Genomic DNA, 24,906 nt, shown 5'->3' with positions numbered 1-24,906 from the left:
CGAGGAGCCAGCACTTTCGCTGTTCAGGAGCTGAGATATCCGGCCAATCCGTCCCACAGCAGCTTGGCGGCGGTGATGACCAGAATGGCGTAGCAGGCGCGGTACAGCGCGCGCTGGTCGAGACGTTCGTGCAGCCGCCATCCGGCCCAGACGCCGACCGGCACCGCCGGCACGCAAAGCGCCATCAGCATCCACAGGCTGTGCGACGGCGTGGCGAGCACGAGCCACGGGCCTGCCTTCAAGAGGTTGCCGACCGTGAAGAACAGGCTGGTGGTGCCGGCGTAAAGCGCCTTCGGCATGCCGAGCGGCAGCAGACAGATCGCAAGCGGCGGCCCGCCCGAATGCGCCACCATCGTGGTGACGCCGGAGGACAGGCCGGCGAACGTCGCCTTGAACGTCGAGCGCGGACGCGGCTTGATCTCGCCGCCGCCGAGAAACCACAGCGCGGTGAACACCAGCGTCACCACGCCCATCACGATCTCGACGGCATGCCGGTCGAGATCGCGCAGCACGAAGTAGCCGATGCCGATGCCGACGACGAGCGCCGGCAGCAGCATCGCGAGGTCGATGCGCGACCATGTGCTCGGGCGCCAGAACCGAAGCGCGGTGACGTCCATGACGACGAACAACGGCGCCAGCAGCGCGCCCGCCGCGATCGGGTCCATCGCCAGCGACAGCAGCGGGATGCCGACGATCGCAAAGCCGCCGCCGAACGCGCCCTTCATGAAGGCAATCAGGAAGACGCCGGCCAGGGCGACCGCGAGCACGAACGGCGCGGGCAGGTCAGCGACGATGGACGTGATCATGGTGTCGTGCGAAGCGTTGTGGTGGTACTCAACATGGCCACGCGCGCCTGCACGCGCAATCCAAACATTGCTCTCGGTGCAATTGATATCAGCCTGCCGCTTGCGGTGTGAGGCTTCGGTTCACGCGAGCCGGCGCGCAATTCGCTCGAAGGCACTCTAGGGGGGGCTTATTTACTTTGCGCGCAACCGCAGCCTGATCGACACAAGTTGAACGAAGGTCAGGTCGTTGGCGGCAAGTTTGGTGTTAGCCCCATTATCTACACGTTGAATTTTGTCGTTCATGACCCAGCTCGGGCACGGTCGAATAGCATAGGTTCATTCGGGAGCTGGCGATGATTTGCCTCTTCGCCATGAACCCGGTGGTACGCCAACATGTTTCTTGAAGGCGCGGTTGAAGGCTGCCTCGGATTCGTAACCGACCTCCGCTCCCACCTGTGCAACGCTGATGCCTGGGATGGCCAGATGTCGGACTGCGAGTTGCATGCGCCAGCGGCCGAGATAATGCATCGGCGAAACACCAACATAGTGCGCGAAGCGATCGGCAAAGACTGATCGCGAAAGGCCGACTTCGCGAGCAAGTTCAGCGAGCGTCCACGGCCTTTCCGGATTCCCGTGGATGAGCCGTAGCGCATGTCCAACCTGTCGGTGCTTTAGCCCGGACAGCCAACCCTTCGAATCTTCAGGGAGATGGATGATGTACTGGCGGACGACCTCGACGAACATCAGCTCGGCAAGCCTGGCGAGCAAACTTTCGCTACCGGCGCCGCCGCGACCGGCCTCTTCGGCTGCGAGCCGAAGCAGGTTGGATAACCAGCCCCGCGCTGCAGCAGACATTTGGCTGAGCAGCATGCGGGGCAGCGCTTCGAGCAACGGATTGAATGGCCGCGCATCGCAGCCGAAATAGCCGCAAACCAGGTGGCAGTAGTCGGCGCTGTCGTTGTCGAGACGGGTCACGATCGGCAAGGGCCGATCTTTCGGCCGCGCGTAATCCTGGAGGTCAGGAAGACCGCGCATGCCCGGCGCGGAGCTCAGGACGTTGGCATCACCCATCGGGTAGATGACGATATCCCCCGCATTGAAGCGCATGGACGAATCAGAATTCCCCGCCAATCCGGCCCAGCAAGAGCCCGACAGGATGGCGTGGAAGCTGATCACATGTTCGGCCTCCGGCATGACCATCGATGCGATGGCGGCCGAGGGCGGTGACTCACCGACCCAAGGCGCGTGAAGATGGCGTTCGAAGAAGACAGCGCCGGTCAGACGCACTGTCTTCAGCACATCTGAGAGAACATCCATTGCGGCGCCTCCTCGTCTCGGACGATCGAGCAAGAAAAGCAGACAGGGGAGCATACCAGTACAGTCGCGCACGGGGTACAAATTGCAGCACCAGAAGCCTTTTCAGGCCCGAAAAACGCCAGGGAAACGCTGCAATGGAATCAGCGGAGACAGCAAGCGAGCGGCCGGCTGCGCCGGTTAGCGTGAACCACATCGCGCTCAACGTTCGCAACATGGACGAGAGCCATCAGTTCTGGACCGAGGTCGTCGGATTACGGCAAGTTGGTGAATTCCGACCGCGGCCTGGCCGGCCGCCAACCCCGAGAATGTGGTTCTATAGCGGCACGGACATCGGCGGCGTCCATCACCATGATCTTGCGCTCGTGGAGAATCCGAACCTGCCGCCGCCACCCGCGGAATGGAAGATGTGGGACTTGCCAATCGCGATCAATCATATCGCGATTACATTTCCGACCCGCGAGGCTTGGCTGAGCCGGCTCTCGTATCTTCAGGCCAAGGGCGTGAAGTTCGACCGGCGCATCGACCACGGGATGACGCACAGCCTCTATATTCATGATCCCAACGGCTACGGTGTGGAGCTGGTGTACGATCTCCCGCGCGAAGTCTGGGAGAACGACATTGATGCTGCACTGAACTTCGCCGAGCTCCGGCCGAGCGAAGGCGCAGAGGCGTTGATAGATCGCACTGACGTTCCAGTGTTTGGTGTATAGGCGAGAGCTTCGTCCTACCCGCGGTAGGCAAAAAACCTTGTCCGCGAAGGTCTGCTGTTGCCCTTTTGCGACCTCCGGCGAAGTCCGCTATTTGGCCGCTACTGTGGACAAGCGGACATCAGGCGCGCCTGACCCAAGCACCCCGATTTACGAGTCAGTGCTCTAGCCGGCGCGCATCCGCGGCAGGCCCGGCTTGTCGCCGTTGATCACGGCGCGGCGGTCGGAGACGGCGTGATGGAATTGCTCGAGCGTTAGCCCGATCACCGAGAGGTCGCCTTCCTCGATCGCGCCGTCGTCGTAGCAGTCGAGCGCCTCGCGCAACAGGGCATCCGCGTCGCCCTGCATGGCCGCGAGCTGCTCCGGCGTCTCGGCGCCGCGCACCTGCGAGATCAGGGTCAGCAGATTGTCGCGATGGGTGATGTAGTGCTCGCGCTCGTCGCGCTTCACGTAGTGGCGCAGCCAGGCGCCGGCCGAGCCGAGGCCGGAGAGCAGCAGGATGCCGCCCCAGATGTAATCGGAGTATTTTTCGAGGAAGGTGCGCTCGGTGCCGTCGATATAGGCGGCCGCGCCCTGATGCGCCGGCAGCGCGGCGTCCTTGTCGGTGTCGGGCTTCTCGATCTTTGCCGCCGCCGGCAGATCGCGCGCGACCTGGAGGCGCAGCGTGAACAGCTGCCGGTCGAGCGCGCCGACGGTCGCCTCGCTCAGCGCATGTTGCGCGATGATGAGGTGATTGACGCTGACGGTCTCGACCTTGTCCTCGGGCCGCGCCGGCGACGAGGAGAAGATGCTGCCGGCGATCTCCTCGGACTCATAGCGCGGATGCTTCTGCGCGATCGCTTCCGAGACGTCGATCGGGAGGAAGACCGGCTCGCCGCGCGCGGCCGCCGTCGCCGTAATCGCTTCCGCCGTTATCTTGCTGTCGAGCGGGCCGACGGTCATGTAGGCATCAAGCGAGGGGTCGCGCGCGAGGTCGGCGATCTTGTTGACGGCGAACTGGCTGACCGCGACCTTGTCGGGGTTGACGCCGGACTCGGTCAGGATCACACGCAGCAGCGTGACGTTGGCTTGGGTGCTGCCGACCACACCGACCTTGTGGCCGGCGAGGTCGTCGATGCTCTTGATCTTCGCGGACCGCCGCTTGCCCTTGGCGCCCGAGGGCGCCCACAGCACGACGACATTCTTGCGCAGGATCGCAACCGACTCGGCGCTCGCGGGCAGATCGAGGTCGCCGCGCACCACCGCGAGGTCGACCTTGTTCGCCATGAACAGCGCGATGCTCTCGGCGGAGCCCTGCGTCGTGACCGGCTTCAGCCGCACCGAGCTGCCGTCGTGCGCAAAGGCCTGGGCGAAACCCTGGATCAGCTTGACGTCCTCGCTGCCGGTCGGGCCGACCGCGATCGCGAGCGTCACCGGACGCAGCGCGTAATACAGCGCGCCGGCGGCGAGACCGAACACAAGCATGCCGGCCGCAAGGATCAGCAGCGACGAGTTTCGTCGCCTGAGCCTGCGGCGCTTGGCGCCGGGATTTTCACTCTGCTCTGACATCTGACTGTCACGTTACACGAAAAACCGGCCGTTTGCCGGGAAAAACAACCTAACATTTCGATGACGTCATACGTTTGAAACATCCATGTCAGAACGTCGTGCGAGCAGAATCAAGATTAACGATTTGGATCTCCTGCAATGCGCATACTCGTTGCGACCGATGCCTGGCATCCGCAAGTCAACGGCGTGGTCCGGACGCTGACGTCGCTTGCGCGCAGCGCAGCCGGGCTCGGCGCCGAGATCGAATTCCTCACTCCCGACGGTTTCCGCTCGGTCGGCGTGCCGACCTATCCGGGCCTGCGCGTGGCGTTGCCGAACCGCCGCGAGATCGCGCGCCGCATCGAGGAGGCCGCGCCCGAGGCGATCCACATCGCGACCGAAGGGCCGATCGGCTGGGCGGTGCGCGGCTATTGCCGGCGCAACAAGCTCGCCTTCACCACATCCTATACAACGCGCTTCCCGGAATATGTTTCGGTTCGTACCGGCATTCCCGACAGCGTCGGCTATGCGGTGCTGCGCCACTTCCACGCCGCCGGCTCGATGACGATGGTCGCAACCGACTCGCTGCGGTCAGAGCTCGCCGAGCGCGGCTTCCGCAGGCTCGGCTTCTGGACCCGCGGCGTCGACACCAGGATCTTCAATCCGGACCAGCCGGCGGTGCTCGATCTGCCGCGGCCGATCTTCATGACCATGGGCCGCGTCGCGGTGGAGAAGAACCTCGACGCCTTCCTGTCACTGGACCTGCCGGGCTCCAAGGTCGTGGTCGGCGATGGCCCGCAAAGGACGGCATTGGAACAGAAATATCCCGACGCGATTTTCCTTGGCGAGAAGAAGGGGCAGGATTTGACCTCGCACCTCGCCGCCGCCGACGTCTTCGTGTTCCCGAGCCTGACCGACACCTTCGGCGTCGTGCAGCTCGAGGCGCTGGCCTGCGGCACGCCGGTCGCGGCATTCCCGGTCACCGGCCCGAAGGACGTCATTGCCAACCATCCGATCGGCGCGATCGACAACGACCTGCGCAGCGCCTGCCTGCGCGCGCTGACGATGTCGCGCGCGGTCTGCCGCAATTTTGCGCTGGAGCGTTCCTGGGAAAACAGTGCGCGTCAGTTCATCGGCAATCTGGCCACGCTGCAGCCGAGCCGCGCGCCGCGGCCCGCCCGCCGCGTTGCCGGCCGCAGTGCGGTTCCGAATTAACAGCTCAATCGAACGAGAGACGAGAGACGATCTATGGCTGAAATCATCAAGCTGGGTGCCGACCGTTCCCTGGACTTCGACCGCGAGACGGTCGAGCAGGCCTATGACCGCTGGGCGCCGATCTACGACCTCGTGTTTGGCGGTGTGTTCAGCAAGGGCCGGCAGGCCGCGATCCAGGCCACCAACAAGATCGGCGGCCGGGTGCTCGAGGTCGGCGTCGGCACCGGCATCTCGCTGCCGCTCTACAGCCCGAACGTCCGCATCTTCGGCACCGACATCTCCGAGGCGATGCTCGAGAAGGCCAAGAAGCGGGTCACCGAGCAGGGCCTGAAGAATGTCGAGGGCCTTGCGGTGATGGACGCCGAGAAGCTCGAATTCCCCGACAATTCGTTCGACGTGGTGATGGCGCAGTATGTGCTGTCGGCGGTGCCGAACCCCGAAGCCGCGCTCGACGAGTTCGCCCGCGTGGTGCGTCCGGGCGGCGAACTGATCATCCTAACCCGCGTCAGCGCCGATGCCGGCGTCCGCCGCTTCATCGAGCAGAAGCTGCAGCCGGTGGTGCGCCCGCTCGGGTTCCGGACCGCCGAATTCGCCTGGTCGCGCTACACCAAATGGCTCGCCGGCGCGCGCGGCATGGAGCTCGCGGAGCGCCGCCTGATTCCGCCGCTCGGCCATTTCTCGCTGGTCCGCTTCCGCAAGGCGGATGTTGCCAAAGCCGCCTGAGGCGGCGTAGTCGCCCTTGATCCTCATGGTGAGGAGGCGCACTGCGCCGTCTCGAACCATGAGGCCACGGTGTCGATCCTCGGCCTCATCCTTCGAGACGCTTGCTGCGCAAGCTCCTCAGGATGAGGGGAGAGGTTGAAGTTGCGTCAAGGCGTCGCTCCGCATTGTCATATGTCATTATGATGATGTCACACGCGATACATCGAATCCCTGTAAATCCTGTCCCGAAAGATGTTGGGGGAACCAATGATCAAGAATTTCCTGCAAGAGCTGCGTACCCAGCGCTGGGATGACCATCGCTTCTACCATCACAGCCGGATCAACCAGAGCCTGCACTTCGTCAGCGCGCTGAGCTTCCTGTTCGCCTATGTGATGCTGTTCTTCGATCCGGTCGTGTCGGCACTGGTCGGCTGGCTGGTCTCGATGACCTCGCGCCAGGCCGGTCACTTCTTCTTCGAGCCGAAGGGCTACGACCACGTCAACCAGGCGACCCACGAGCACAAGGAAGACATCAAGGTCGGCTACAATCTGCAGCGCAAGGTCGTGCTGATGGCGATTTGGGCGCTGTCGCCGATGGTGCTGTACTTCGATCCGACGCTGTTCGGCCTGTTCAAGCCCTGGGTCACGATGGGCGACTTCACCCGCCAGGTGGCCAAGATCTGGCTCGTGGTCGGCATTGGCGGCTTGCTGTTCCGCACCATCCATTTGTTCTTCATCCGCGACGTCGAAACCGGCCTCGTCTGGATGACCAAGATCATCACCGACCCGTTCAACGACCTGAAGCTCTATCACAAGGCGCCGTTGTTCCTGATGAAGGGCGAACTGATCGATCCGGGTCTCGAGAAGCACGTCAAGCACGCCTGATCGTTGCTCCCAGCGTCATCAATCTGCGTCATGCCCGGGCTCGTCCCGGGCATCTACGTTCCTAGGGTTACGGCGGATATTCACTTGTTGAGCGCTTTCGGCCGCGCACGCACTTCACCTCGCCCCGCTTGCGGGGAGAGGTCGGATTGCATCGATAGATGCAATCCGGGTGAGGGGGGCTTACCGCGAGTTCGTCTGTCACCGATTTTGTGGATGCAGCCCCTCACCCCAACCCTCTCCCCGCAAGGGCGGGGCGAGGGAGTAGGAGGGCCGCGCGTTGCCTCAGCGCCTGAACTTCACGGTGACGACCTAAACGCCGTCATTCCGGGGCGATCGCGCCAGCGAGCGAACCCGGAATCTCGAGATTCCGGGTTCGATGCTGTGCATCGCCCCGGAATGACGGTGTGCTCAGCGGCCGAACCTCACGGCGACCATCTCCTTCAGGATCTGGCGCTTGATGTTCTTGTTGGTCAGGCCGGGCTTATGCCACCACCAGCCGTCGCGCTTCATCTTCTCGGCTGCCGCGATGAAGCGGTCGCTGACCTCGGCGAAGTCGGCGTCGGTGTAGTTGAGGGTGAAGATCAGGCGGCCGGTGCCGACCCAGCTCAGCGCCAGTCCCTCGGCCCGCAGATAGTATTGCAGCATCCAGTTGTAGCGGGACGGCTCGGTGTAATAGACGGTCCAGATCGACGAGATGTTGCCGACGCGAACCGGAAGGCCCGCGGCTTTGAGCCGGTCGTTGAGCGCCTTGGCACGGCCGTTCCAGGTCTCGTCCAGCCCGTTGTAGATCGAGCGGAAGTTCGGGCTGGCGAGCCGGCTCAGGAACTCGTCCATCGCCGTCATCACATAGGGATGCGAGTTGAAGGTGCCGCGAGCAAAGCAGATGTCGGCCGGGCGGTCGTCGCGGAAGCGCCGCATCAAATCCTTGCGGCCGCACACCACGCCGACCGGAAGCCCGCCGGCGAGGCTCTTGCCGTAGGTCGCCATGTCGGCCTTGACGCCGAAATATTCCTGGGCGCCGCCGGCGGCGAGGCGGAAGCCGACGAACACCTCGTCGAAGATCAGGACGATGCCGCGTTCGGTGCACACCTCGCGCAGCTTCTTCAGCCATTCGGTGTAGGCGGCGCGGTCGTATTTGGAGGAGCGCGAGCTATCGACCAGCGCGGAATCGCCGGGCGCGTTGGAATTCGGATGCAGCGCCTGCAGCGGGTTGACCAGCACACAGGCGATGTCGTTGCGCGTCCGCAGCACGTGCAGCGTCTTCTCCGACATATCGGCGAGCGTGAAGGTTTCGTGCGGCGACACCGGATTGCCGACGCCGGGCTGCACGTCGCCCCACCAGCCATGATAGGCGCCGGCGAAGCGCACGAGGCGCTTGCGCCTGGTGTGGTAGCGCGCGAGCCGCACCGCCTGCATCACGGCCTCGGTGCCGGACATGTGGAACGAGACCTCGTCGAGGCCGGACAGCTCGCAGAGCCGCTTGACGTTGTCGGCAATGACCGGGTGGTAGGGGCCGAGCACGGGGCCGAGCGCGTGCGCGCGCTTCTCACCCTCGGCGATGCACTCCTTGTAGAAGTCGTTGCCGAAGATGTTGACGCCGTAGGAGCCGGTCAGGTCGTAGAACACATTGCCGTCGACGTCGGTGACAGTGACGCCGCTGGAGGCCTCGACGAACGCCGAGGTGCCGAGATGTTCGCGCACCAGGCGGCTGTACTGGAACGGCACGCGGTAGGTTTCGGTGAACTGCAGGTCGGAGATGCGCTCCGTCACCTCGGCGGTCAGCGCGCGGCCCTTGGGGTAGCGATCCCCGTAGAGGCCGGCGAGGCGGAAGAAGCCGTCCTGGCGCTGCATCGCGATGTCCTTCGGCGCGCCGTCGGAGCGGAAGAAGTCGTCGATGTCGAATTCGTAGTGCGGGACCATGCGCGCGACCATCTTGGACATCTTGGAATGTCCGGTCAGCGAGCGGTGCTTGGCACGCGACAGCGCGATGCGGGCCTGAATTTTGGGGAAAGCTGCGGCGGCGCCGGCAAGCGCGGCGGCGGACAGCGAGAGAATCGGAAGGGATGTTTCCATGACAGAAGCGCTAGCCTCAGCACCTAACAGATTCATGACAGTCAAGGGCCTGATCTCGGTATTCACCCAGCAGGAAGACCTCAATTTCCTGCTAACCAACCGGATTCCGCGCGCCGCGCTGACCCGCTTCATGGGCTGGTTCTCCAAGGTCGAGAACCCCCTGGTGCGCGACGCCTCGATCGCCTGCTGGAAGCTGTTCTCCGACCTCGATCTGTCGGAGGCGAAAAAGACCGAGTTCAGGAGCCTGCATGATTGCTTCACCCGCGAGCTCAAGCCCGGCCTGCGTCCGGCCGCAGCCGATCCCGCCATCATCGCGAGCCCGTCGGATGCGATCATCGGCGCGCATGGGCGGATCGAGCACGGGCAATTGTTCCAGGTCAAGGGCGCGCCTTATTCGCTGCTCGATCTGGTCGGCGATCCGGCGCTGGTGGAGCAGCACCGGAACGGCTGCTTCGTCACGCTGCGGCTGACCTCGAGCATGTATCACCGTTTCCACGCGCCCTATGATCTTGCCATCGACAAGGTGACGTTCATTCATGGCGACGTCTGGAACGTCAATCCGATCGCGCTGAAGCGGATCGAGCGGCTGTTCTGCAAGAACGAGCGCGCGGTGCTGCGCGCGAAGCTTCCAACCGGCGAGGCACTGACGCTGGTTCCGGTCGCCGCCATCCTGGTGGCGAGCCTCCGCCTTCATTTCCTCGACATCACGCTGAACGCGCAGTCGCGGGGCCCGGTGGATTTCTCCTGTGACGCGCATGTGAAGAAGGGCGATGAGCTCGGCTGGTTCGAGCACGGCTCGACGATTATCGTGCTGGCGCCCGGCAATTTCGAATTCTCTGAAAATGTCGCGGAGGGAACGCGGATCAAATGCGGCGAGCCGCTGCTGCGCAAGCCATTGTAGCCTTGTTTCCATCGCGCTCATCGTTTGAGCATGAAAACCGGCTTCCACTTTTCGAGATCATGCTTAGAATAGTCGGGATCGTCGTGCGACGATCCTAAATCGCAAACCTGATGGACACGAGATGGCGCGGACGCCTGTTCTGGCGGCGGGAGGCATTGTGCTGCGGCGGGAGACACCGCCGCGCTTTGCCGTCGTGCGCCTGCGCAAGCGCAATGAGTGGGTGTTGCCGAAAGGCAAGCTCGACGACGGCGAGACGCCGCGCGCCGCCGCCGAGCGCGAGGTGCTTGAGGAAACCGGCCACGACGTCGACGTGCACGAATTCCTCGGCACGCTGGTCTATGATTCAGGTGGCCGTTCCAAGGTGGTGCACTACTGGCGCATGGATGCCGGCGGCAAGCCGGTGCGGGCGCTGATGAGCGACATCCGCGAGGTGGACTGGCTGCCGCTCGATGCGGCGCTCGAGCGTCTGTCGCGCGGCTATGAGCGCGCGTTCCTGGAAAATGTCGGACCGATCGCTTTGCAGGCCGCGGCGCTCGCCGAGCGCGAGCGGCGCGCGCGGGCAAGGGCCGTGGCCGCAGAGCGCCGGCGGAGTCGCGAAGCCGCAGTGCCACAGGTCATCGACGAGCAGGAGGTCGCCGATGCGCCTGATGTTGCCGATGCGGCTGCCCCGGCGGAGACGCCGGCCATCGATCAGCCGCCGCTGGCGCAAAGCGAACCCGATCCGCCGGCCATGGCGCCGCAAGACGTTCCGGCGGCCGCACCCGATGCAGCTGCCGAGACCGAGCGGGGCGCCGAGACGGTGATCCCTGAACAAGCGCCGCCATTGGTGCACGAGGTCGTGCCAGCCGGCGCGGCACCTCAGCCCGCGCCGCGCAAGAATCTGATCGAACGCGTGCGCGACTGGCTGCGTCGCGCGGCGTGATCATCCGCACATCTGACGACGTGCCGTTGGCTGCCAGGCGTCAATGTCGCGCTGCAAGGCAAGACACTCGGCAAGACGCTTGGGCGAACCCAGGTCACGCGCCAGAAGCTGTGCCGCATGAACTTCGGCCATGGCACCGCGAACGTCTCCATGCTCCAGCTGGAGGCTGGAGATCTGAAGCCTCAGCCGCACGATCTGAACCCGCCCTTCGATGCTGGACCACAACTGGCGAGCGAGATGGAGATGCCGCATGGCTGTTTCATGATCCTGCCGGGAAAGCGCGAGGATCGCCTGCGCTTCGTTGGTGAGGGCGCGGATCGAGGGCATCGGCCAGCGATCCGGACTTCCCGAAAGTTCGCAGATCAATGCCTTCGCTCGAGCGGTCCGATGCGTGTGCGCGGCAACCAGCGCCAAATGCGCGAGCAGGATTCCGCGCCGCTGCAGCGTCCACCAGGTCTTGCCGATCAGGCTCCGCTCGAGGCTGGCATAGGCGGCTTCCGCTTCGCCTCTTGCGAGCAGCAGCATGGCGCGGCCCGGTTCCGGGCACCAGCCCAGCGTGTAAGCCCTGTCATAGGCTTCGAGCGCTGCGTCGTCATTGCCGATCGCCGCCTGAATATCGCCCAGCACCCGGTTGGCATCGCCCAGCGACCAGGGCGCATCGCTGGTCAGGCGCGCGAGCGCGTCCCGAATGCGCGCCAGCGCTTCGTCGAGCGAGCCTCGGATGCCGAGCACCTCGGAGCGGTGCAACTGGCATGAGCCCGTCAGTTCCATGCCGCTGCCCGAGCAGAAATTCTGGTAGCTCCGCGTCCACTGGTCGGCGCGTGCCCAATCTCCGAACATCCGGGCGGCCCAGAGGATGTTGCAGTAGAGGTTGCCGCCCATGATCGGGTCCAGATTGTTGCTGGACAGCGCAACTGCGGCGGCATGGTCCTGATCGGCCAGTCCTCCGTGTGTGTCGCCGAGGCACAGCCGATAGAAGCCGCGATAGGCCAGGCTCAGCGCTTCGATATTGATCGCATCCTTGTATCTGACGGCGGTGTAGGCGGCATCGGCCAACGCGAGCGCCTGTTCCGGCTCGCCATCGAAAGCAGCCAGTTTCGACTTCATCCATAACACCAGGGCCGTCGTCGGGGGATCGTCGAGCGTTGAAGCCCAATCCTCCGCCCGCGCGAGCCAGCCCTTTCCGATCGCGGCCTGGCCGCTTTCGAAATGCAAAGCCGAGAGTGCTATCGCGTCGACCGTGGCGCCTGCCGCGTCACCGGCCTGGCTGCGTGCGGCGACCGCGCGAACCAGAATCGGAATCGCTGCCGTGGCCCTGCCGAGGCACTGCAGGGCAAGAGCCCAATCGTGGAAATCTTCAGCGTTGAGCTGGCCGCTTTCATCCGCGCTCGCGAACAGGGTCGCTGCCTGCAACCACAATTGTCCGGCCGCCGCGCGTCGGGCGAGACCGATTGCACCGACGGTGCCATCGACTTGCTTGGGGTCGATGCGTTCCGGCTGTCTGATCTCCGACTCGAGGAAAAAGCGATAGCCTTTGCCCGGCAGATTTCGGATCGCGCCGTCCATGCCGCCGTTGCGGAGCGCGGCGCGCAACGCACTCACCGCCCGCTGCAGCGAGTTGTCGGTGACCGTCACATCCGGCCAGACGGCTTCGAGGAGTTCTTCCTTGGAGATGACCCGCTCGCGGTGTCGAACCAGATAGATCAGCAGATCGAACACACGCGGCTGCAATGGGACCTCTTGGCGCGCGCACAGCAGCACGCGTCCAGCTTCATCAAGCTCGAACAGTCCAAATGAGAATGCCATGTGTATGAGTTGGGGCTCGGCGGAAAAGGTTCAGGCAAAGATCAGACAAAGATCAGGCAATGATCAGTCCGCGGTAAGGACATTCGGCATCGACGGCGTCTATAGCTCATCATGGCTCGCCATGAGCGCCTGCCGTTCAATAATTGCAACCGAGGAGATTTCGATGGAACTCTATGTCATTCGCCGTCCGAGCGCCTGGGCGAACATGAGCGAGCTGGAACTCGCCGGCGCAACGTCCGCCAGGATCGGCGACGAGCAGATGCCGGACCGCGTCCGCTGGATCCGCAGCTATGTGGTGCATGAGGCGGATGGTCGCATCGGCACATTCTGCATATACGAGGCGCGGGACGGTGACTCGATCCGGGAGCATGCGCGCTGCGTCGGCATGCCGGGCGAGGAATTCTACAAGGTGGCGGCAACCGTGGTCGTGCGTGGTGATCCGGTCCAACCGCCCATTGCAGCCGAATGACGCCTGCGCGGCGTCGCATGGCGTATCCCGGCCAAACCTGATCCGGGACGCCATCACACTTCGATCAAGGAAACGATTATGTCGATTTCATTCATGGAATCCATTTCAAGTCCGGTACGAAGGCATTTTTCCTTCCTGCTTTTGCGGATCCGCCGGATCGTCAATCAATCGGTCGCAGGCATGCTCGCACATCGCGAGCGGCAGGCCAGTCGCCTGATGCCGCGCGAGGCCGGCGGCCGTCAGCCGAAGGGCGCCGGCAGCCGCTGCTCGGGGCCGGTCGTGCGAAGCGTACTGCTCGGGCTGGTGATCGCGGGTTTGTCCTCGCCCTTGTTCACCAGAGCGGAGGAGCCTGTCGTTCGGGAGCATCGTGCAGCTCCGGCGCAGCAGGCTGCTTCGACTCAGCGTAGCAGCCACGGCTGCAGGCATCGCTCGGATTGGAGCATAGTTGCCGCATCGACCATCCCGGTTCTGCTCGACCGCCGCACGTAGCGCGCAGCACATTTGAAGTCATTGCACTGCTCGACGCCTTTTTGGCGCAACTCGCGGACTCTCGGCGAGGCCGGCGGCCTCGCCACGAGCCGCATCACATTTTCAAAGGAGATGCACATGAACGTTCAGACCGAAATGCCGGCCATCGATCTCGCCGCCGTCAAGGCGCGCCAGCAAGCCACCTGGAGTTCGGGCGACTACGCGATCGTCGGCACCACGCTCCAGATCGTCGGCGAGATGCTCTGCGAGGCGGTCGACCTGCGCAGCAATCAAATGGTGCTCGACGTCGCCGCCGGCAACGGCAATGCGACGCTGGCCGCGGCACGGTGCTTTGCCGACGTGGTCTCGACCGACTACGTCGCGGCGTTGCTCGAGCGCGGCCGCGAGCGGGCGGCCGCGGAGCGTCTGCCCGTCACGTTCCAGGAAGCAGACGCGGAGAAGCTGCCGTTTGCCGACGCCAGCTTCGACGTCGTGCTGTCGACCTTCGGTGTCATGTTCACCGCCGATCAACAGCAGGCCGCGAACGAATTGCGCCGCGTCTGCCGCATCGGCGGCAAGATCGGACTTGCGAGCTGGACGCCGGAAGGGTTCATCGGCCAGGTATTCAAGACCATCGGCAAATATGTGCCGCCGGCGCCGGGCGTGAAATCTCCCGCGCTGTGGGGCACCGAGGCGCATCTTGGCGCCTTGTTCGGCGCGCAGGCGACGCTCGATGCCAAGCGCAGGCACTTCAATTTCCGTTACAGGTCGCGCGAGCATTTCCTCGAGATCTTCCGCACCTATTACGGTCCGGTGCTGAAGGCATTCGGGGCGATCGATCCGGTCAAGCAGCAATTGCTCGCTGCCGACATGTTCGGCCTGATGGACCAGTTCAATATCGCCAGGGACGGCACGCTGGTGATCCCGGGCGAATATCTGGAGGCTGTGATCACCAGACGCGGCTGATCTGCCGCTCGCCATTGGTCGATCTGCGCGTGGCGCCGGCGTTCTCGCCGGCGCCATTCGCACGTTTGATCGACATTGATGCGATCGCTCGGTTACTGACGCTTGTCCCTGGGCGGAGGCTTCGCGCCGCGCGGCGGAGGCGGCGCGCGCCGTTGCTGGAAGCCTGGACGCGCCTGCACCGCGGGCCGTTGCATGCCCGGACGCACGCCCGGTACGGCCTGCTGGATGCCGGGTCGCGTCTGGCCGGGCGCTTGCGGCACAGGCTGCGCGGTGCCTTGGCGCGGCGCGCCCGATGGACCCGGTTGGGCCGCTGGTGGTCCTGGCTGGCGCACGCCGCCCGGGGCCTGCGTGCGGCCGGGCTGCAGGCCGCCTTGCCGTGCCGGCGATTGTTGTCCGCCGGGTTGCGTCGCGCCGCCTTGGCGCGCGGGCTCCTGCGTGGGGGCTTGGCGCGTTGGCTGTTGTCCGGCTGGCGTTTGGACGCCGGGCGCGTGCGGCAGCGTCGCGCCGCCGGGTTGGCCGGGCAGCGCATGCTGTGCGCCGCGTTGCTGCTGCGTGCCGGGCTGCTGCGAGCCTTGCCGGCCAGGCGTGCCCGGTTGCTGGCCGGGACGGTTCTGCTGACCCGGCTGCTGCGGGGCGTTGCGGTTCTGGCCCGGCAGGCCGTTCTGCCGCTGCGGGTTCGGCTGCACCGGCTGGCCGCGGTTCGGATAGGGCGCGGCCGGATTGGCCCTGCGGAAATCGGGATTGGCGCGGCGGAAGTCGCGCTGCTCGGTCACGACCTGACGGCCGAGCGTCTGCGCGCTATGGACCTGGCGCACAAAGCCCTGGTCGCGTGTGATCTGTTGCGGCGAGATCGTCAGCGGCACCGCGGCGAAGCGGGCGCCGCCGGTGCCCGGACGAATCGCAAAGCCGCTCGCGCCGCGCGTCAGCACGCCGAGCGAAGCGCCGCTGTGGTCGTTGACCTCGATGCGGCCGACATGTCCGTCGGCGTCGGGATAGAGCTTGATGCCGACATTCCTGCTGGTCGCGGTGGCGCCTTCGGGCACCTCGACGAGGCCGGTGGTGCCGCGGATGCCGAGCGTCGCGGTCGGGGTCGAGATCTTCATGTCGCCGGTCTTGGCGACCGCGGCGGCGACGAAGGCCGCCGTTCCCTTGGTAACGTTGAACAGCGCACTGTTCTGCTGGCCGCCGTCCTCATAGACATAATTGTCGATCGTGATCCTGGCATTGGCGCGCAGGTTGAAGGTGGTGCCGTCGTTGAAGGTGATGCCGAGCGAGGAGGTCGCTGATGTCGCGACCTCGTCATTGGCAAAGATGTCGTCGCGGATCTGCAGCGGCGTCGCCGTGTTGTTGCGCGTGACGGTCGCGGCTCCTGTCAGTGTTGCCACGTTGCCGATTGGCTCCGGCGCCGCGGGCTGCGCATTCGCGGCCGGCGCCGGCGTTGCAGGCGCGGGTGTTGCAGGAGCAGGCGTAGCTGGCGTCGGACTCGGCGCCGGGGCGGGCGCCTGTGCAGGCTGCGCCTGTGCGAGCTGCGGCAGGTCCGGCGCGGCATTGGCCGTTGGTTGCCAACCGATCGTGACGCCGGCGCCAAGCAGAAGCGCAAAGAGAAAGCTGCGGCGCATCACCATCGATTCCCGGGGAGGCAGTGGGCACGGCAATTGAGCCGCGTCAGGCTGAATGCCGGATGAACGGTCCCGCCTTGTTGTCATGACGAACCGAAACGATCAAGCACCGCGCTCCGTTGCCGGAAGCGCGGTGCCTGGTCGCTGTTGGGGTTTTGTTTAGCCGCGCTTGTGAGGAGTGATATTGAGCGGTTTCGCCGGCTTGGTCGCGGGCGCGTAGCTCGCGGGTTGCGCAGCCGCCGGCGGCACGTAGTGGAACACCGCCTTGCAGCCGTCGCTGAGCAGCGCGCGCTGGCGGATCATGCAGGCGGTGACGCGATCGACATCGGGAATTTCCGAGCTGCACAGCCGCATGGCGTCGCTGGTGCACATCTGCTGCTGCTCGTCGGTGTAGGCATAGGACGCCGAGCTCAGCAGACCGAGCGTGAACGCGGTCGCCGCCAGCAGTTTGCCGTGACGAAGTGCGGAAGCGGTGAAAGCCATCATGTCCCCCTTGTGATCGCGCCGAAGCAGCGCGTTGTCGAGGCCATCACTAGGCAGGCTTGGTTTCGGCAATTCTTCGTCGCCAGGGCAAAATGGTTTCGTCGCGCGGGCCGTTTGTTTCGTCAACCGCATCCCGATCGGGGGTTACGGCGCCGCGGGCGCCGGTGCCCCTTCGAGCGCGAGCACGGCCTCGCGCTGGGCCTCCGGCATGGCGCGGATGCGGCGCCTTGCGGTGAGGCGGAGCGCGGCAAAGCCGCCGAGGAACACCACGATCTTGCTCACGATGCCGAAGATCGGCATCACGACGGCCCATGTCGTGATCTCGCAGGTCAGCGCGACGATGGCGTTCACCGCGGCGGAGGCGAACATCAGGGCGGCCCAGGCATAGCCGACCTTGACGGCGACATCGGGCACGACCTTCTGTGCGATCTCGGGCAGGTAGCGGTTGAGCCAGCCGGGCTTCAGCATCACGACGCCGACGATCGCGTAGATCACGCTCGGCTTGAACAGCACGAAGCGCGGGTCATGGGTCAGCAGCGTGGCGGTGCCGGCGGCGACGACCAGGAACAGGCTGAGCCACTCCATGGTGTCGATCCGCTTGCCGCGCACCATCTGGACGCCGATCTGCACGACGCCGAACGCGATGCCGAGGCCGACCGCAAGCGCGGTGTTGTGCGTCAGCAGGAACAGAACCAGAAAGACAAGGGTCGAGGCGAGATCGAGGGCCAATAGCCTTGCCGCGGTAAGGAAGTGCTTCATCCTTGGTTAAGCTCCGCTTTTGTTCGCTGCCGCATGACGATCAAGAGAAAATGCCGGGATGTATTGCAGGTGCGATCCGTTTGATCAGCGGCAGGATCAGGACTGGCTGTGCGTTGAACAGGAAGTGGGTGAGCCACGCCGGAGTGAGGGAGCTGTATCGCAGGCGGATCGCGAAAAGGATCGCGCCGAACCCAACCATGACGGTGCCCCAGACGAGACCGAGCGGGAGGATGTGATTGGCTCCGAACAGCAGGCTGCCTGTCAGCCAGATCGTCGGATCGCCGAAGCCTGCGCGACGAAGCCAGGCGACCAGCAGCCCGCGATAGAGGATCTCCTCGCATAGTGGAGCAGTCATCACAAACAGCAGGATGTAAATTGCGGTTGCATGCGCACCATGGAAGTCGATCCGCGCTTTCCCCAGACCATCGCCACCGGCGATATCCGACAACCAGTGTGTCGCAATGGGCGCGCTGTACATCGCGATCACGAACCCCGCCAGGCTCGCGGCCAGGGCAGGCCAAGTCAGTCCGCGAAAGATGAATACGTTACGGCGCAATCCCCGGCGCGACGACCAGAGCCACGCCGCTGTCACGCTAATCCAACTTCCGGCGACATAGAAGGCCATGCCAAGGAGCTGAAACTCGGCTCGTGTCGGCATGTCAACGGGCAGGCCACGGACGATCTGCCAGCCTGCGAGCGCGAATCCGGCTGCTGTGGTCAGGATGATCGCCAATCCGACGGGCGCCAGGACCATTGCGAGAACAACAATTCCCTCGCGCCAACCGGGCGTGGCCGCACCGACTTGGAAGGCGGTGGATTCGATCGGCGCGGGTGGGCGGTCGGACATGATCTCGTTCATCTGCGATGCCCGGAAAAGCCAAGCGTCGTGGCCCAGCTAGCGCGATTCAGCTGCCGCTAGCCTATCGATTTTCAAAATCGAGGAGCGAAAAGTCAGTTCGAACGGAAGATTTCCGCGTTGCCATCCACGTTTTGCCCGCCCGCCGCCCGTCGGCGAAACTCGCTCGGCGTCAGCCCGGTGTCCGCCTTGAAGGCGCGGTTGAACGGCGCCAGCGACTGGAATCCGGCGTCGAGCGCGATTGTCAGCACCGGCACCTCGGCTTGGCCGGCATTGGCGAGCGCCGCCTTGGCCTCGTCGAGCCGATAGCGGTTGAGGAAGGCATTGAAGTTGCGGTGGCCGAGTCCGTCATTGATCAATGTACGCAGCCGGTATTCCGGCATGCCGAGCCGCGCCGCCAACAGGCCGATGGTCAGCCCTTCCTGCCGATAGGCGCGTTCGGTCGTCATCAGATGGTTGAGGCGATTGAGCGACGCGCGGTCCTGAGGCGATGGGCCGTTGGGTTCTGACGATCCGGACGCCCGGCCGGCCGGGCCGCCGGAGCTCGCGTCGGCAATCGCCGGCTGGCTCTCGGGCGGATCGAACAGCATCGTCCAGATCGACATCAGCGCGAATGCACCAAGGCCGAGTGCGCCGCTCAGGCCGATGGACCGGGTCGGAATTGCGGCCAGCCCTGCCATGGCTGCAAGGGTCATCTGGAGGCCGATGCCGATCACCAGTGCGATCAGGATCCGGCCGCGCGCCGTGGTCACGGCGATACGCCATCCCTTCGCAATTTGCGCGATCCCGAGCCCGGCGAAGGCGATCGTCGCCAGCGCTAGCACGCGGCCGCAGGTCCGGGCGAGATCGGGCCAGATCGTCCAGCAATTGTGGCTCACAACGCCAAGGACGGCGAGCAGCGTCCATACGGCCGCATGCCAGGGCCGCAGGGTAAACCGCTCGTCGAACATCGCACGCGCCCATAGCCAGAAAATCACCGGCGAGCCCATCGCGAAGGCGACGAACGGAGAGCTCCAGCCGAATGTCGACGTGGGAAAGAACGGTGCGGTCGAAACCGCATAGGCTGCGCCGGCGACGCCCATCGCGGCACCAAGATACGCGGCGCGATGCACCGCTGCGTAACGCAGCAGCAGCACCGCGCAAACCACCAGGAACAGCGCGACCACCGCGCCGCGGAGGCCGAGTTCAAGAGCCGTCATCGCCATCGCAAGCCGCCCGCAGGTTCAATTCCACCTCGACACAGCTCTTATAGCGCGCCCGGCGATCCACATGAAGCGACCGCCGGTGGGTAAAAATCTTATGTCCGCTTGCCGTTGGCGCGGCCGGCGGACCTCAGAGCAATCCGGAAATGTCAGACCTAGCTGACCCGCTTCCAGGTCTGGCCGCCGCAGAACATGCCGAAGGCACAGCCCTGCACGCGCATCGCATTCGGGCCCTTCATCGCGATCGTCGAGTCATAGTTGCGGCCGGAATCGGGATCGTGGATGCGGCCGCTCCACTTGCTGCCGTCGGGCTTCATGTTGATCAGGATGCGCTCGTTGCTTTTGACCGAATAGCCGCAGAGATTGGCGCCGCAGATGGCCGACGCAAACAGCAAAGCGCCCGGCGGGGGCGGCCGCCGGGCGCCAAACACTCATGGCCTGTCGAATGGTCTAGAACACGCCGAGAATAATGGCGCCGACGAAGGCTAACGCGATGTACGCGGCCACAATGCTCAGCTTGCTCAGCAGAGGACTCGCGAAATCCATTGGGGAAGCTCCCTCGGTTCACAACGCTGCCCGCATTAACGCCGAGGCTAGCAACTGGTTCCCGGCCGAAAAAGTCAGCCGTGCTGTCGGGCCTTCAGTTCCGGGGCGATGCCGCATTGCGGTGTGCGGCAAACGGACGCCAAATCAAGTGGTTGAAGTGCGCGCAAATATATTCTGAAGCATCGCGAGTGTCGACGTGTCACCGGTCCCGATGTTGTCCACCGCCCCGGGTTGGATGCTACTTTGCATGGGGTTGCTTTCGATATTTCGGTTGGGGCGGATCATCGCGCACTATGTTTGGTCACTACCTTGAGCTGATGGAGATTGCCGGCACGCGATGTCGAAGCGCCGACGCATCCTCAATCGCCAAGGGGAACGAAGGCCTTCATCCCACTCCGCAGCGGTATGCTGCGAAGCGCCGCTGGAGGACGCGCGCGACGCGACACGATCGCAGTCCCTCGGGTTCCGCCGCATGGTTAAGGACAGCTGAAAACAACGCATCGAAATGCGTTGAAGAGTCTTTAATCAAATTCGCAGAACCTCCGCGCCATGACGCGTGGAGTTCGTTTGTATCTCGTCGGCTCCCTTGTCCTTGTGTCGCTTGCTGGTTGCGGTCGCGGTCTGTTTCAGACCGCCGAGCGCGAACCGTGGCGGGCCGAGGCCGAGGCCGCATGCCTGAAGTCGGGCGCGGTCAAGGAGAGCGCCGACCTCGTCCGCATTGATCCAATCTCCGGTCCCGGCGTCTGCGGCGCCGAGTTCCCGCTCAAGGTCGCCGCGCTCGGTGAAGCCAGTTCAGCTTACGGATTTGCCGACGACAGCCTGCGGCCGCCGGCATCAGTCGGCAATCAGCCGCGCTGGCCGATCAACCGCCAGCCGTCTCCGCCGCCCGCGCAGGCGCCGTATTCCAATCAGGCCGTCGGCCAGCCGAGCTATGGTAATGAGCCGAGCTATGGCAGCCGTCAGAATGGGCCGGTCTCGCTGTCGGCGCCCGGCGTTCCGCAGCAGCAGGACGAGATCGATTTGCCGCCGGATGGCTCGCCCGACGCCAGAGGCGAGCGACCTTATTATCCGGGCCTGCCCTCCAATCCGCAGCGCGACAGCGCCGCCGCGCCCTATTCACCGGCACCGTATTCCCAGCAGCCGCCCGGCGCGCCAGCGCCGCCGCGGCTCGGTCCCTCGAGCGGCAATTCGGTGGTGACGGTCGGCCCGGTCGCAGTGAAGCCGGCGGCAACGCTGGCGTGTCCGATTGTCTCGGTGCTCGAGCGCTGGCTCGCCGATTCCGTGCAGCCGGCGGCGCAGCGCTGGTTCGGCGCGCGCGTCGTCGAGATCAAGCAGATCTCGGCCTATTCCTGCCGCGGCATGAACGGCAATTCGCACGCGCATATTTCCGAGCACGCCTTCGGCAATGCGCTCGACATCGCAGCCTTCACGCTGGCCGACGGGCGCCGCATCACCGTGAAGGATGGCTGGAAGGGCCTGCCGGAAGAGCAGGGCTTTCTGCGCGACGTCCAGGCCGCCGCCTGCCAGCAATTCACCACGGTGCTGGCGCCGGGGTCCAACGTCTATCACTACGACCACATCCATGTGGATCTGATGCGCCGGGCCAGCCGGCGCCTGATCTGCCAGCCCGCCGCCGTCTCCGGTGAGGAGGTCGCGGCGCGTGCCGGCGGACGTAACCCCTATGCAACGCGCGAGCCGTATGTCACAGGATCGCTCGGCGGCAGAAAGCCGGCCCCGCGGGGTAAGGCGGGGGTCAACGAAGAAGACGAATTCGCCGACGAATAGGGGCGCGTCTGATACCCGTATTTTTACTGGGTGACACCGTGCAAACGGTAGCCACTTTTGTTGCATATGCTCGCTGAGTCGGGCGCACCCGGCCGATTGTTTGGGGGATAACTTTGCAAGACGCGCCGATCATTCTCGTCATCGAAGACGATCGTGATCTTCAGATGATGGTGGAGGACGCCCTGAGGGACGGCGGCTATGAGCCGGCGATCGCAGGTTCGGGCGAGGAAGCCCTGACGCTGCTGAAGGCGTTCCGCACCAAATACTCAGCACTGGTCACCGACATTCGCCTGCTCGGCCGGCTCGACGGCTGGCGTGTGGCGCGCGGCGCCCGCGAGATCGACCCGTCATTCCCGGTGCTCTACATCACCGGCGGCGGCGGCGACGAGTGGCCGACCAGGGGCGTGCCGGACAGCGTGCTGCTGAACAAGCCGTTCTCGCCCGATGAACTGGTTGCGGCCGTGGCGAAGCTGCTCGAGAATGCCGCGTAGGCCTCAGCGATTGATCGCCCCCGCGAAATCGGCGATGCGGAGGTTGTACGGGGCAAACGTGTCTTCCAGGCCGGCATGAATGACTTCGCACAGTCGATCACGGCGGCAGCTTCCCTGATAGCCGGTCGCGATCCGGTCCTGCTTGGGATCGTCGCATTGTCGTTGCGTGTCAGCCTGCTGGCGAGCTTGCTCGCGCTGCTGATCGGCGCGCCGGTCGGCGGCTGGCTTGCGATATCGAGATTTCGCGGACGGCAGGTGGTGATCGTGCTCGCCAATGCCTGTCTCGGCCTGCCGCCGGTCGTGGTCGGCCTCGGGCTTTACCTTCTGCTGTCGCGATCCGGACCGCTGGGTTTCGCCGGGCTGTTGTTCACGCCGACGGCGATGGTGGTGGCGCAGGTCATCCTGGCGACGCCGATCGTGGTTGCGCTGGTGCATCGTCCGGTCGCGCTGCTGTGGGCGGAATATGCCGACCTGATCCGCACCGACGGCCTGTCCCGTCTGCGCAGCCTTGCGCTGGTGTTCTCGCTCGGCCGCGCCTCGCTGCTCACCGCATTCCTCGCCGCGTTCGGCCGCGCCATCGCGGAGGTCGGCGCCATCATCATCGTGGGCGGCAATATCAGCGGCTATACGCGAACGATGACGACCGCGATCGCGCTCGAGACCAGCAAGGGCGAGCTGGCGCTCGGCCTCGGGCTCGGCGTGATCCTGCTTGCGCTGAGCGTCAGCGTCAGCACGATCGCGTTTCTGCTAGTGCGCGGCGTTGGGGAAAAATAGCTGCTCGCCGCCGACCTTGTAGCCGGCGATGGCCGACTGCCCGGCCTGCGAGACCAGCCAGTCGATGAAGGCCTGGCCGTCCGCGGCCTTCACCGTCGGATGCTTCGCCGGATTGACCAGCATCACGCCGTATTGATTGAACAGCCGCCGGTCGCCTTCGGTCAGCACGGCGAGCTCGCCGCGATTCTTGAACGACAGCCAGGTGCCGCGGTCGGACAGCACATAGGCATTCGACGCCGACGCCATGTTGAGCGCCGGACCCATGCCCTGGCCGATCTCGCGATACCACTCGCCCTTTGCTGAGCCGAGATCGACGCCGGCCGCTTTCCAGAGTCGCAGCTCGGCCTCGTGCGTGCCGGAGTGGTCGCCACGCGAGATGAAGGCCGATTTGGTCGCGGCGATCTTGCGCAGGGCGTCCGCGACATCCTTGTCGCCGGCGATATGCGCCGGATCGGCCTTCGGGCCGACGATGACGAAATCGTTGTACATGACGTCATATCGCCTGGTCGCAAAGCCCTCGGCCAGGAATTTCTCCTCGGCCACGCGATCATGCACGAACACGACGTCGGCGTCGCCGCGCCGTCCGATGTCGAGCGCCTGTCCGGTGCCGACGGCGACCACCTTCACGGCAATGCCCGAGGCCTCCGAGAAGCGCGGCAGCAGATAGCCGAACAAGCCGGACTGCTCGGTCGATGTCGTCGAGGCCACGATGATGGACCGGGGCTGCGCGAGCGTGGGACCGGCGAACAACAGCGCGGCGGCGATGAGGAGGTTTCGAACGAACGATATCATGTGAATACTGCGTACCGGAGAATGATGTCGGTCACCTTGCCGCATTTCGTCCGGTGACGCAAAGCAGGCGCGATGTCGCGCGCTGCGATCGGCGGTGCTAGGGTCGCCCCGAACGAAGCATGAAGAAAGGATATCGGATCATGGCAGCAGAGAAGGTCGCGCTCGTTACCGCAGGCGGCAGCGGCATGGGAGCGGCGGCGGCGCGGCGCCTCGCGGCCGATGGCTTCCGCGTTGCGATCCTGTCGTCGTCGGGCAAGGGCGAAGCCCTGGCGGCCGAACTCGGCGGCCTCGGCTTCACCGGTTCGAACCGTTCCAACGATGATCTGATGCGCGCCGTCGACGGCGTGATGGCGCGCTGGGGCCGCATCGATGCGCTGGTCAACAGCGCCGGCCACGGCCCGCGCGCGGGTGTGCTCGAGCTGACCGACGAGCAGTGGCACACCGGTCTCGACGTCTATCTGATGAACGTGATCCGCCCGACGCGTCTCGTCGCGCCTCACATGCAGGCGCAGAAGTCGGGCGCGATCGTCAACATCTCCACCGCCTGGGCGTTCGAGCCGAGCGCGATGTTTCCGACCTCGGCGGTGTTCCGCGCCGGGCTCGCCGCGTTCACAAAACTGTTCACCGACAGCTACGCGGCCAGCAATGTGCGCATGAACAATGTGCTGCCGGGCTGGATCGACAGCCTGCCGGCAACCGACGAGCGCCGCGACAGCGTGCCGATGAAGCGCTACGGCAAGGCGGAAGAGATTGCCGCAACCATCAGCTTCCTCGTCTCCGACGGCGCGGGCTACATCACCGGCCAGAACATCCGCGTCGATGGCGGATTGATGCGGTCGATTTGAGGACTTGCCGA

The 24,906-nt window shown here is 64.9% G+C and carries 24 protein-coding genes and 1 pseudogene; 13 read left to right on the top strand and 12 right to left on the bottom strand.

Features of this window, described 5'->3' with window-relative positions; translation table 11 throughout:
* Positions 1-23: 23 nt before the first annotated feature.
* Together IF803_RS10520 and IF803_RS10515 are read right to left on the bottom strand one after the other, a co-directional pair.
* Complete coding sequence (locus IF803_RS10520) at positions 24-806, bottom strand: sulfite exporter TauE/SafE family protein (protein WP_461192097.1); 783 nt, start codon at positions 804-806, stop codon at positions 24-26.
* 315 nt (positions 807-1,121) lie between these two features.
* A complete protein-coding gene (locus tag IF803_RS10515) occupies positions 1,122-2,102 on the bottom strand; it encodes an AraC family transcriptional regulator (RefSeq protein WP_461192096.1) in 981 nt (326 codons plus the stop codon).
* 134 nt (positions 2,103-2,236) lie between these two features.
* Here IF803_RS10515 and IF803_RS10510 point away from each other — a divergent pair, with 134 nt between their 5' ends.
* Positions 2,237-2,812, top strand: a complete 576-nt coding sequence (locus IF803_RS10510; RefSeq protein WP_080686824.1) for a VOC family protein — start codon at positions 2,237-2,239, stop codon at positions 2,810-2,812.
* 162 nt (positions 2,813-2,974) lie between these two features.
* Here the strand turns inward: IF803_RS10510 and IF803_RS10505 are convergent, their stop codons facing one another.
* Entirely contained in the window at positions 2,975-4,357 is a 1,383-nt protein-coding gene (locus tag IF803_RS10505; RefSeq protein WP_461192095.1) for a TAXI family TRAP transporter solute-binding subunit, read from the bottom strand.
* A 138-nt stretch (positions 4,358-4,495) separates the two neighbouring features.
* On the opposite strand from IF803_RS10505, the gene IF803_RS10500 reads away from it, so the two are divergent.
* The 3 genes from IF803_RS10500 to IF803_RS10490 all read left to right on the top strand — a co-directional run bounded on the left by IF803_RS10500 (position 4,496) and on the right by IF803_RS10490 (position 7,138).
* The gene (locus tag IF803_RS10500) at positions 4,496-5,551 is read left to right on the top strand and encodes a glycosyltransferase family 4 protein (RefSeq protein WP_461192094.1); all 1,056 of its coding nucleotides are present in this window, start codon (positions 4,496-4,498) and stop codon (positions 5,549-5,551) included.
* A 33-nt stretch (positions 5,552-5,584) separates the two neighbouring features.
* The gene (locus IF803_RS10495; protein WP_461192093.1) at positions 5,585-6,274 is read left to right on the top strand and encodes a class I SAM-dependent methyltransferase; all 690 of its coding nucleotides are present in this window, start codon (positions 5,585-5,587) and stop codon (positions 6,272-6,274) included.
* A gap of 246 nt (positions 6,275-6,520) precedes the next feature.
* Positions 6,521-7,138, top strand: a complete 618-nt coding sequence (locus tag IF803_RS10490; protein WP_461192092.1) for a hypothetical protein — start codon at positions 6,521-6,523, stop codon at positions 7,136-7,138.
* Between the two features lie 408 nt (positions 7,139-7,546).
* On the opposite strand, the gene IF803_RS10485 is transcribed toward IF803_RS10490, so the two are convergent.
* Positions 7,547-9,211, bottom strand: a complete 1,665-nt coding sequence (locus IF803_RS10485) for an aminotransferase class III-fold pyridoxal phosphate-dependent enzyme (RefSeq protein WP_461192091.1) — start codon at positions 9,209-9,211, stop codon at positions 7,547-7,549.
* A 34-nt stretch (positions 9,212-9,245) separates the two neighbouring features.
* On the opposite strand from IF803_RS10485, the gene asd reads away from it, so the two are divergent.
* Both asd and IF803_RS10475 read left to right on the top strand, forming a co-directional pair.
* Positions 9,246-10,112 carry an archaetidylserine decarboxylase gene (asd, locus tag IF803_RS10480; protein WP_461192090.1) on the top strand — a complete coding sequence of 289 codons (867 nt, stop codon included), beginning with the start codon at positions 9,246-9,248 and terminating at the stop codon, positions 10,110-10,112.
* Positions 10,113-10,305: 193 nt separating this feature from the next.
* Entirely contained in the window at positions 10,306-11,034 is a 729-nt protein-coding gene (locus IF803_RS10475) for an NUDIX hydrolase (protein WP_461192089.1), read from the top strand.
* Here the strand turns inward: IF803_RS10475 and IF803_RS10470 are convergent, their stop codons facing one another.
* Complete coding sequence (locus tag IF803_RS10470; protein ID WP_461192088.1) at positions 11,035-12,840, bottom strand: winged helix-turn-helix domain-containing protein; 1,806 nt, start codon at positions 12,838-12,840, stop codon at positions 11,035-11,037. It abuts the gene before it with no gap.
* Between the two features lie 163 nt (positions 12,841-13,003).
* Here IF803_RS10470 and IF803_RS10465 point away from each other — a divergent pair, with 163 nt between their 5' ends.
* From IF803_RS10465 to IF803_RS10455, 3 genes are all read left to right on the top strand, one after another.
* Positions 13,004-13,309 (top strand): nickel-binding protein, encoded by a 306-nt coding sequence (locus IF803_RS10465; protein WP_028332582.1) that lies wholly within the window; start codon positions 13,004-13,006, stop codon positions 13,307-13,309.
* Between the two features lie 78 nt (positions 13,310-13,387).
* Positions 13,388-13,798: a hypothetical protein gene (locus IF803_RS10460; RefSeq protein WP_461192087.1), complete on the top strand. Its 411-nt coding sequence runs from the start codon at positions 13,388-13,390 to the stop codon at positions 13,796-13,798.
* A gap of 117 nt (positions 13,799-13,915) precedes the next feature.
* A complete protein-coding gene (locus IF803_RS10455; RefSeq protein ID WP_461192086.1) occupies positions 13,916-14,743 on the top strand; it encodes a class I SAM-dependent methyltransferase in 828 nt (275 codons plus the stop codon).
* A gap of 92 nt (positions 14,744-14,835) precedes the next feature.
* On the opposite strand, the gene IF803_RS10450 is transcribed toward IF803_RS10455, so the two are convergent.
* The 6 genes and pseudogenes from IF803_RS10450 to IF803_RS10425 all read right to left on the bottom strand — a co-directional run.
* Positions 14,836-16,362 (bottom strand): FecR family protein, encoded by a 1,527-nt coding sequence (locus tag IF803_RS10450; protein ID WP_461192085.1) that lies wholly within the window; start codon positions 16,360-16,362, stop codon positions 14,836-14,838.
* A 159-nt stretch (positions 16,363-16,521) separates the two neighbouring features.
* A complete protein-coding gene (locus tag IF803_RS10445) occupies positions 16,522-16,848 on the bottom strand; it encodes a hypothetical protein (protein ID WP_304496465.1) in 327 nt (108 codons plus the stop codon).
* A 141-nt stretch (positions 16,849-16,989) separates the two neighbouring features.
* Positions 16,990-17,604, bottom strand: a complete 615-nt coding sequence (locus IF803_RS10440) for an inner membrane-spanning protein YciB (RefSeq protein ID WP_461192084.1) — start codon at positions 17,602-17,604, stop codon at positions 16,990-16,992.
* Positions 17,605-17,644: 40 nt separating this feature from the next.
* Positions 17,645-18,463: a CPBP family intramembrane glutamic endopeptidase gene (locus IF803_RS10435; protein ID WP_461192083.1), complete on the bottom strand. Its 819-nt coding sequence runs from the start codon at positions 18,461-18,463 to the stop codon at positions 17,645-17,647.
* A 92-nt stretch (positions 18,464-18,555) separates the two neighbouring features.
* Positions 18,556-19,665: a helix-turn-helix domain-containing protein gene (locus IF803_RS10430; protein ID WP_461192082.1), complete on the bottom strand. Its 1,110-nt coding sequence runs from the start codon at positions 19,663-19,665 to the stop codon at positions 18,556-18,558.
* A 152-nt stretch (positions 19,666-19,817) separates the two neighbouring features.
* Positions 19,818-20,036: pseudogene (locus IF803_RS10425) on the bottom strand (DUF2147 domain-containing protein); the annotation flags it as partial.
* Between the two features lie 721 nt (positions 20,037-20,757).
* Here IF803_RS10425 and IF803_RS10420 point away from each other — a divergent pair.
* The 3 genes from IF803_RS10420 (at position 20,758) to IF803_RS10410 (ending at position 23,258) form a co-directional block, all read left to right on the top strand.
* On the top strand, positions 20,758-21,993 hold the full coding sequence (locus tag IF803_RS10420; protein WP_461192081.1) for an extensin-like domain-containing protein: 1,236 nt from the start codon (positions 20,758-20,760) through the stop codon (positions 21,991-21,993).
* Between the two features lie 113 nt (positions 21,994-22,106).
* On the top strand, positions 22,107-22,484 hold the full coding sequence (locus IF803_RS10415; RefSeq protein WP_016845813.1) for a response regulator: 378 nt from the start codon (positions 22,107-22,109) through the stop codon (positions 22,482-22,484).
* A 75-nt stretch (positions 22,485-22,559) separates the two neighbouring features.
* Positions 22,560-23,258, top strand: coding sequence for an ABC transporter permease (locus IF803_RS10410; RefSeq protein ID WP_461192080.1), 699 nt, complete (start codon positions 22,560-22,562; stop codon positions 23,256-23,258).
* On the opposite strand, the gene IF803_RS10405 is transcribed toward IF803_RS10410, so the two are convergent.
* Positions 23,232-24,050, bottom strand: coding sequence for an ABC transporter substrate-binding protein (locus IF803_RS10405; RefSeq protein WP_461192079.1), 819 nt, complete (start codon positions 24,048-24,050; stop codon positions 23,232-23,234). The genes IF803_RS10410 and IF803_RS10405 overlap by 27 nt on opposite strands.
* Before the next feature lie 140 nt (positions 24,051-24,190).
* On the opposite strand from IF803_RS10405, the gene IF803_RS10400 reads away from it, so the two are divergent.
* Entirely contained in the window at positions 24,191-24,895 is a 705-nt protein-coding gene (locus tag IF803_RS10400; protein WP_461192078.1) for an SDR family oxidoreductase, read from the top strand.
* Positions 24,896-24,906 lie beyond the last annotated feature (11 nt).

It is taken from the genome of Bradyrhizobium sp. UFLA06-06, from assembly GCF_054820065.1.
This window is presented reverse-complemented; position numbering and strand designations above follow the sequence as displayed.

Excerpts from the sequence above, each read along its gene's own strand:
- IF803_RS10520 (WP_461192097.1), bottom strand. The coding sequence starts at position 806 with ATGATCACGTCCATCGTCGCTGACCTGCCCGCGCCGTTCGTGCTCGCG.
- IF803_RS10515 (WP_461192096.1), bottom strand. The coding sequence starts at position 2,102 with ATGGATGTTCTCTCAGATGTGCTGAAGACAGTGCGTCTGACCGGCGCT.
- IF803_RS10510 (WP_080686824.1), top strand. The coding sequence starts at position 2,237 with ATGGAATCAGCGGAGACAGCAAGCGAGCGGCCGGCTGCGCCGGTTAGC.
- IF803_RS10505 (WP_461192095.1), bottom strand. The coding sequence starts at position 4,357 with ATGTCAGAGCAGAGTGAAAATCCCGGCGCCAAGCGCCGCAGGCTCAGG.
- IF803_RS10500 (WP_461192094.1), top strand. The coding sequence starts at position 4,496 with ATGCGCATACTCGTTGCGACCGATGCCTGGCATCCGCAAGTCAACGGC.
- IF803_RS10495 (WP_461192093.1), top strand. The coding sequence starts at position 5,585 with ATGGCTGAAATCATCAAGCTGGGTGCCGACCGTTCCCTGGACTTCGAC.
- IF803_RS10490 (WP_461192092.1), top strand. The coding sequence starts at position 6,521 with ATGATCAAGAATTTCCTGCAAGAGCTGCGTACCCAGCGCTGGGATGAC.
- IF803_RS10485 (WP_461192091.1), bottom strand. The coding sequence starts at position 9,211 with ATGGAAACATCCCTTCCGATTCTCTCGCTGTCCGCCGCCGCGCTTGCC.
- asd (WP_461192090.1), top strand. The coding sequence starts at position 9,246 with ATGACAGTCAAGGGCCTGATCTCGGTATTCACCCAGCAGGAAGACCTC.
- IF803_RS10470 (WP_461192088.1), bottom strand. The coding sequence starts at position 12,840 with ATGGCATTCTCATTTGGACTGTTCGAGCTTGATGAAGCTGGACGCGTG.
- IF803_RS10465 (WP_028332582.1), top strand. The coding sequence starts at position 13,004 with ATGGAACTCTATGTCATTCGCCGTCCGAGCGCCTGGGCGAACATGAGC.
- IF803_RS10460 (WP_461192087.1), top strand. The coding sequence starts at position 13,388 with ATGTCGATTTCATTCATGGAATCCATTTCAAGTCCGGTACGAAGGCAT.
- IF803_RS10455 (WP_461192086.1), top strand. The coding sequence starts at position 13,916 with ATGAACGTTCAGACCGAAATGCCGGCCATCGATCTCGCCGCCGTCAAG.
- IF803_RS10450 (WP_461192085.1), bottom strand. The coding sequence starts at position 16,362 with ATGCGCCGCAGCTTTCTCTTTGCGCTTCTGCTTGGCGCCGGCGTCACG.
- IF803_RS10445 (WP_304496465.1), bottom strand. The coding sequence starts at position 16,848 with ATGATGGCTTTCACCGCTTCCGCACTTCGTCACGGCAAACTGCTGGCG.
- IF803_RS10440 (WP_461192084.1), bottom strand. The coding sequence starts at position 17,604 with ATGAAGCACTTCCTTACCGCGGCAAGGCTATTGGCCCTCGATCTCGCC.
- IF803_RS10435 (WP_461192083.1), bottom strand. The coding sequence starts at position 18,463 with ATGAACGAGATCATGTCCGACCGCCCACCCGCGCCGATCGAATCCACC.
- IF803_RS10430 (WP_461192082.1), bottom strand. The coding sequence starts at position 19,665 with ATGGCGATGACGGCTCTTGAACTCGGCCTCCGCGGCGCGGTGGTCGCG.
- IF803_RS10420 (WP_461192081.1), top strand. The coding sequence starts at position 20,758 with ATGACGCGTGGAGTTCGTTTGTATCTCGTCGGCTCCCTTGTCCTTGTG.
- IF803_RS10410 (WP_461192080.1), top strand. The coding sequence starts at position 22,560 with ATGAATGACTTCGCACAGTCGATCACGGCGGCAGCTTCCCTGATAGCC.
- IF803_RS10405 (WP_461192079.1), bottom strand. The coding sequence starts at position 24,050 with ATGATATCGTTCGTTCGAAACCTCCTCATCGCCGCCGCGCTGTTGTTC.
- IF803_RS10400 (WP_461192078.1), top strand. The coding sequence starts at position 24,191 with ATGGCAGCAGAGAAGGTCGCGCTCGTTACCGCAGGCGGCAGCGGCATG.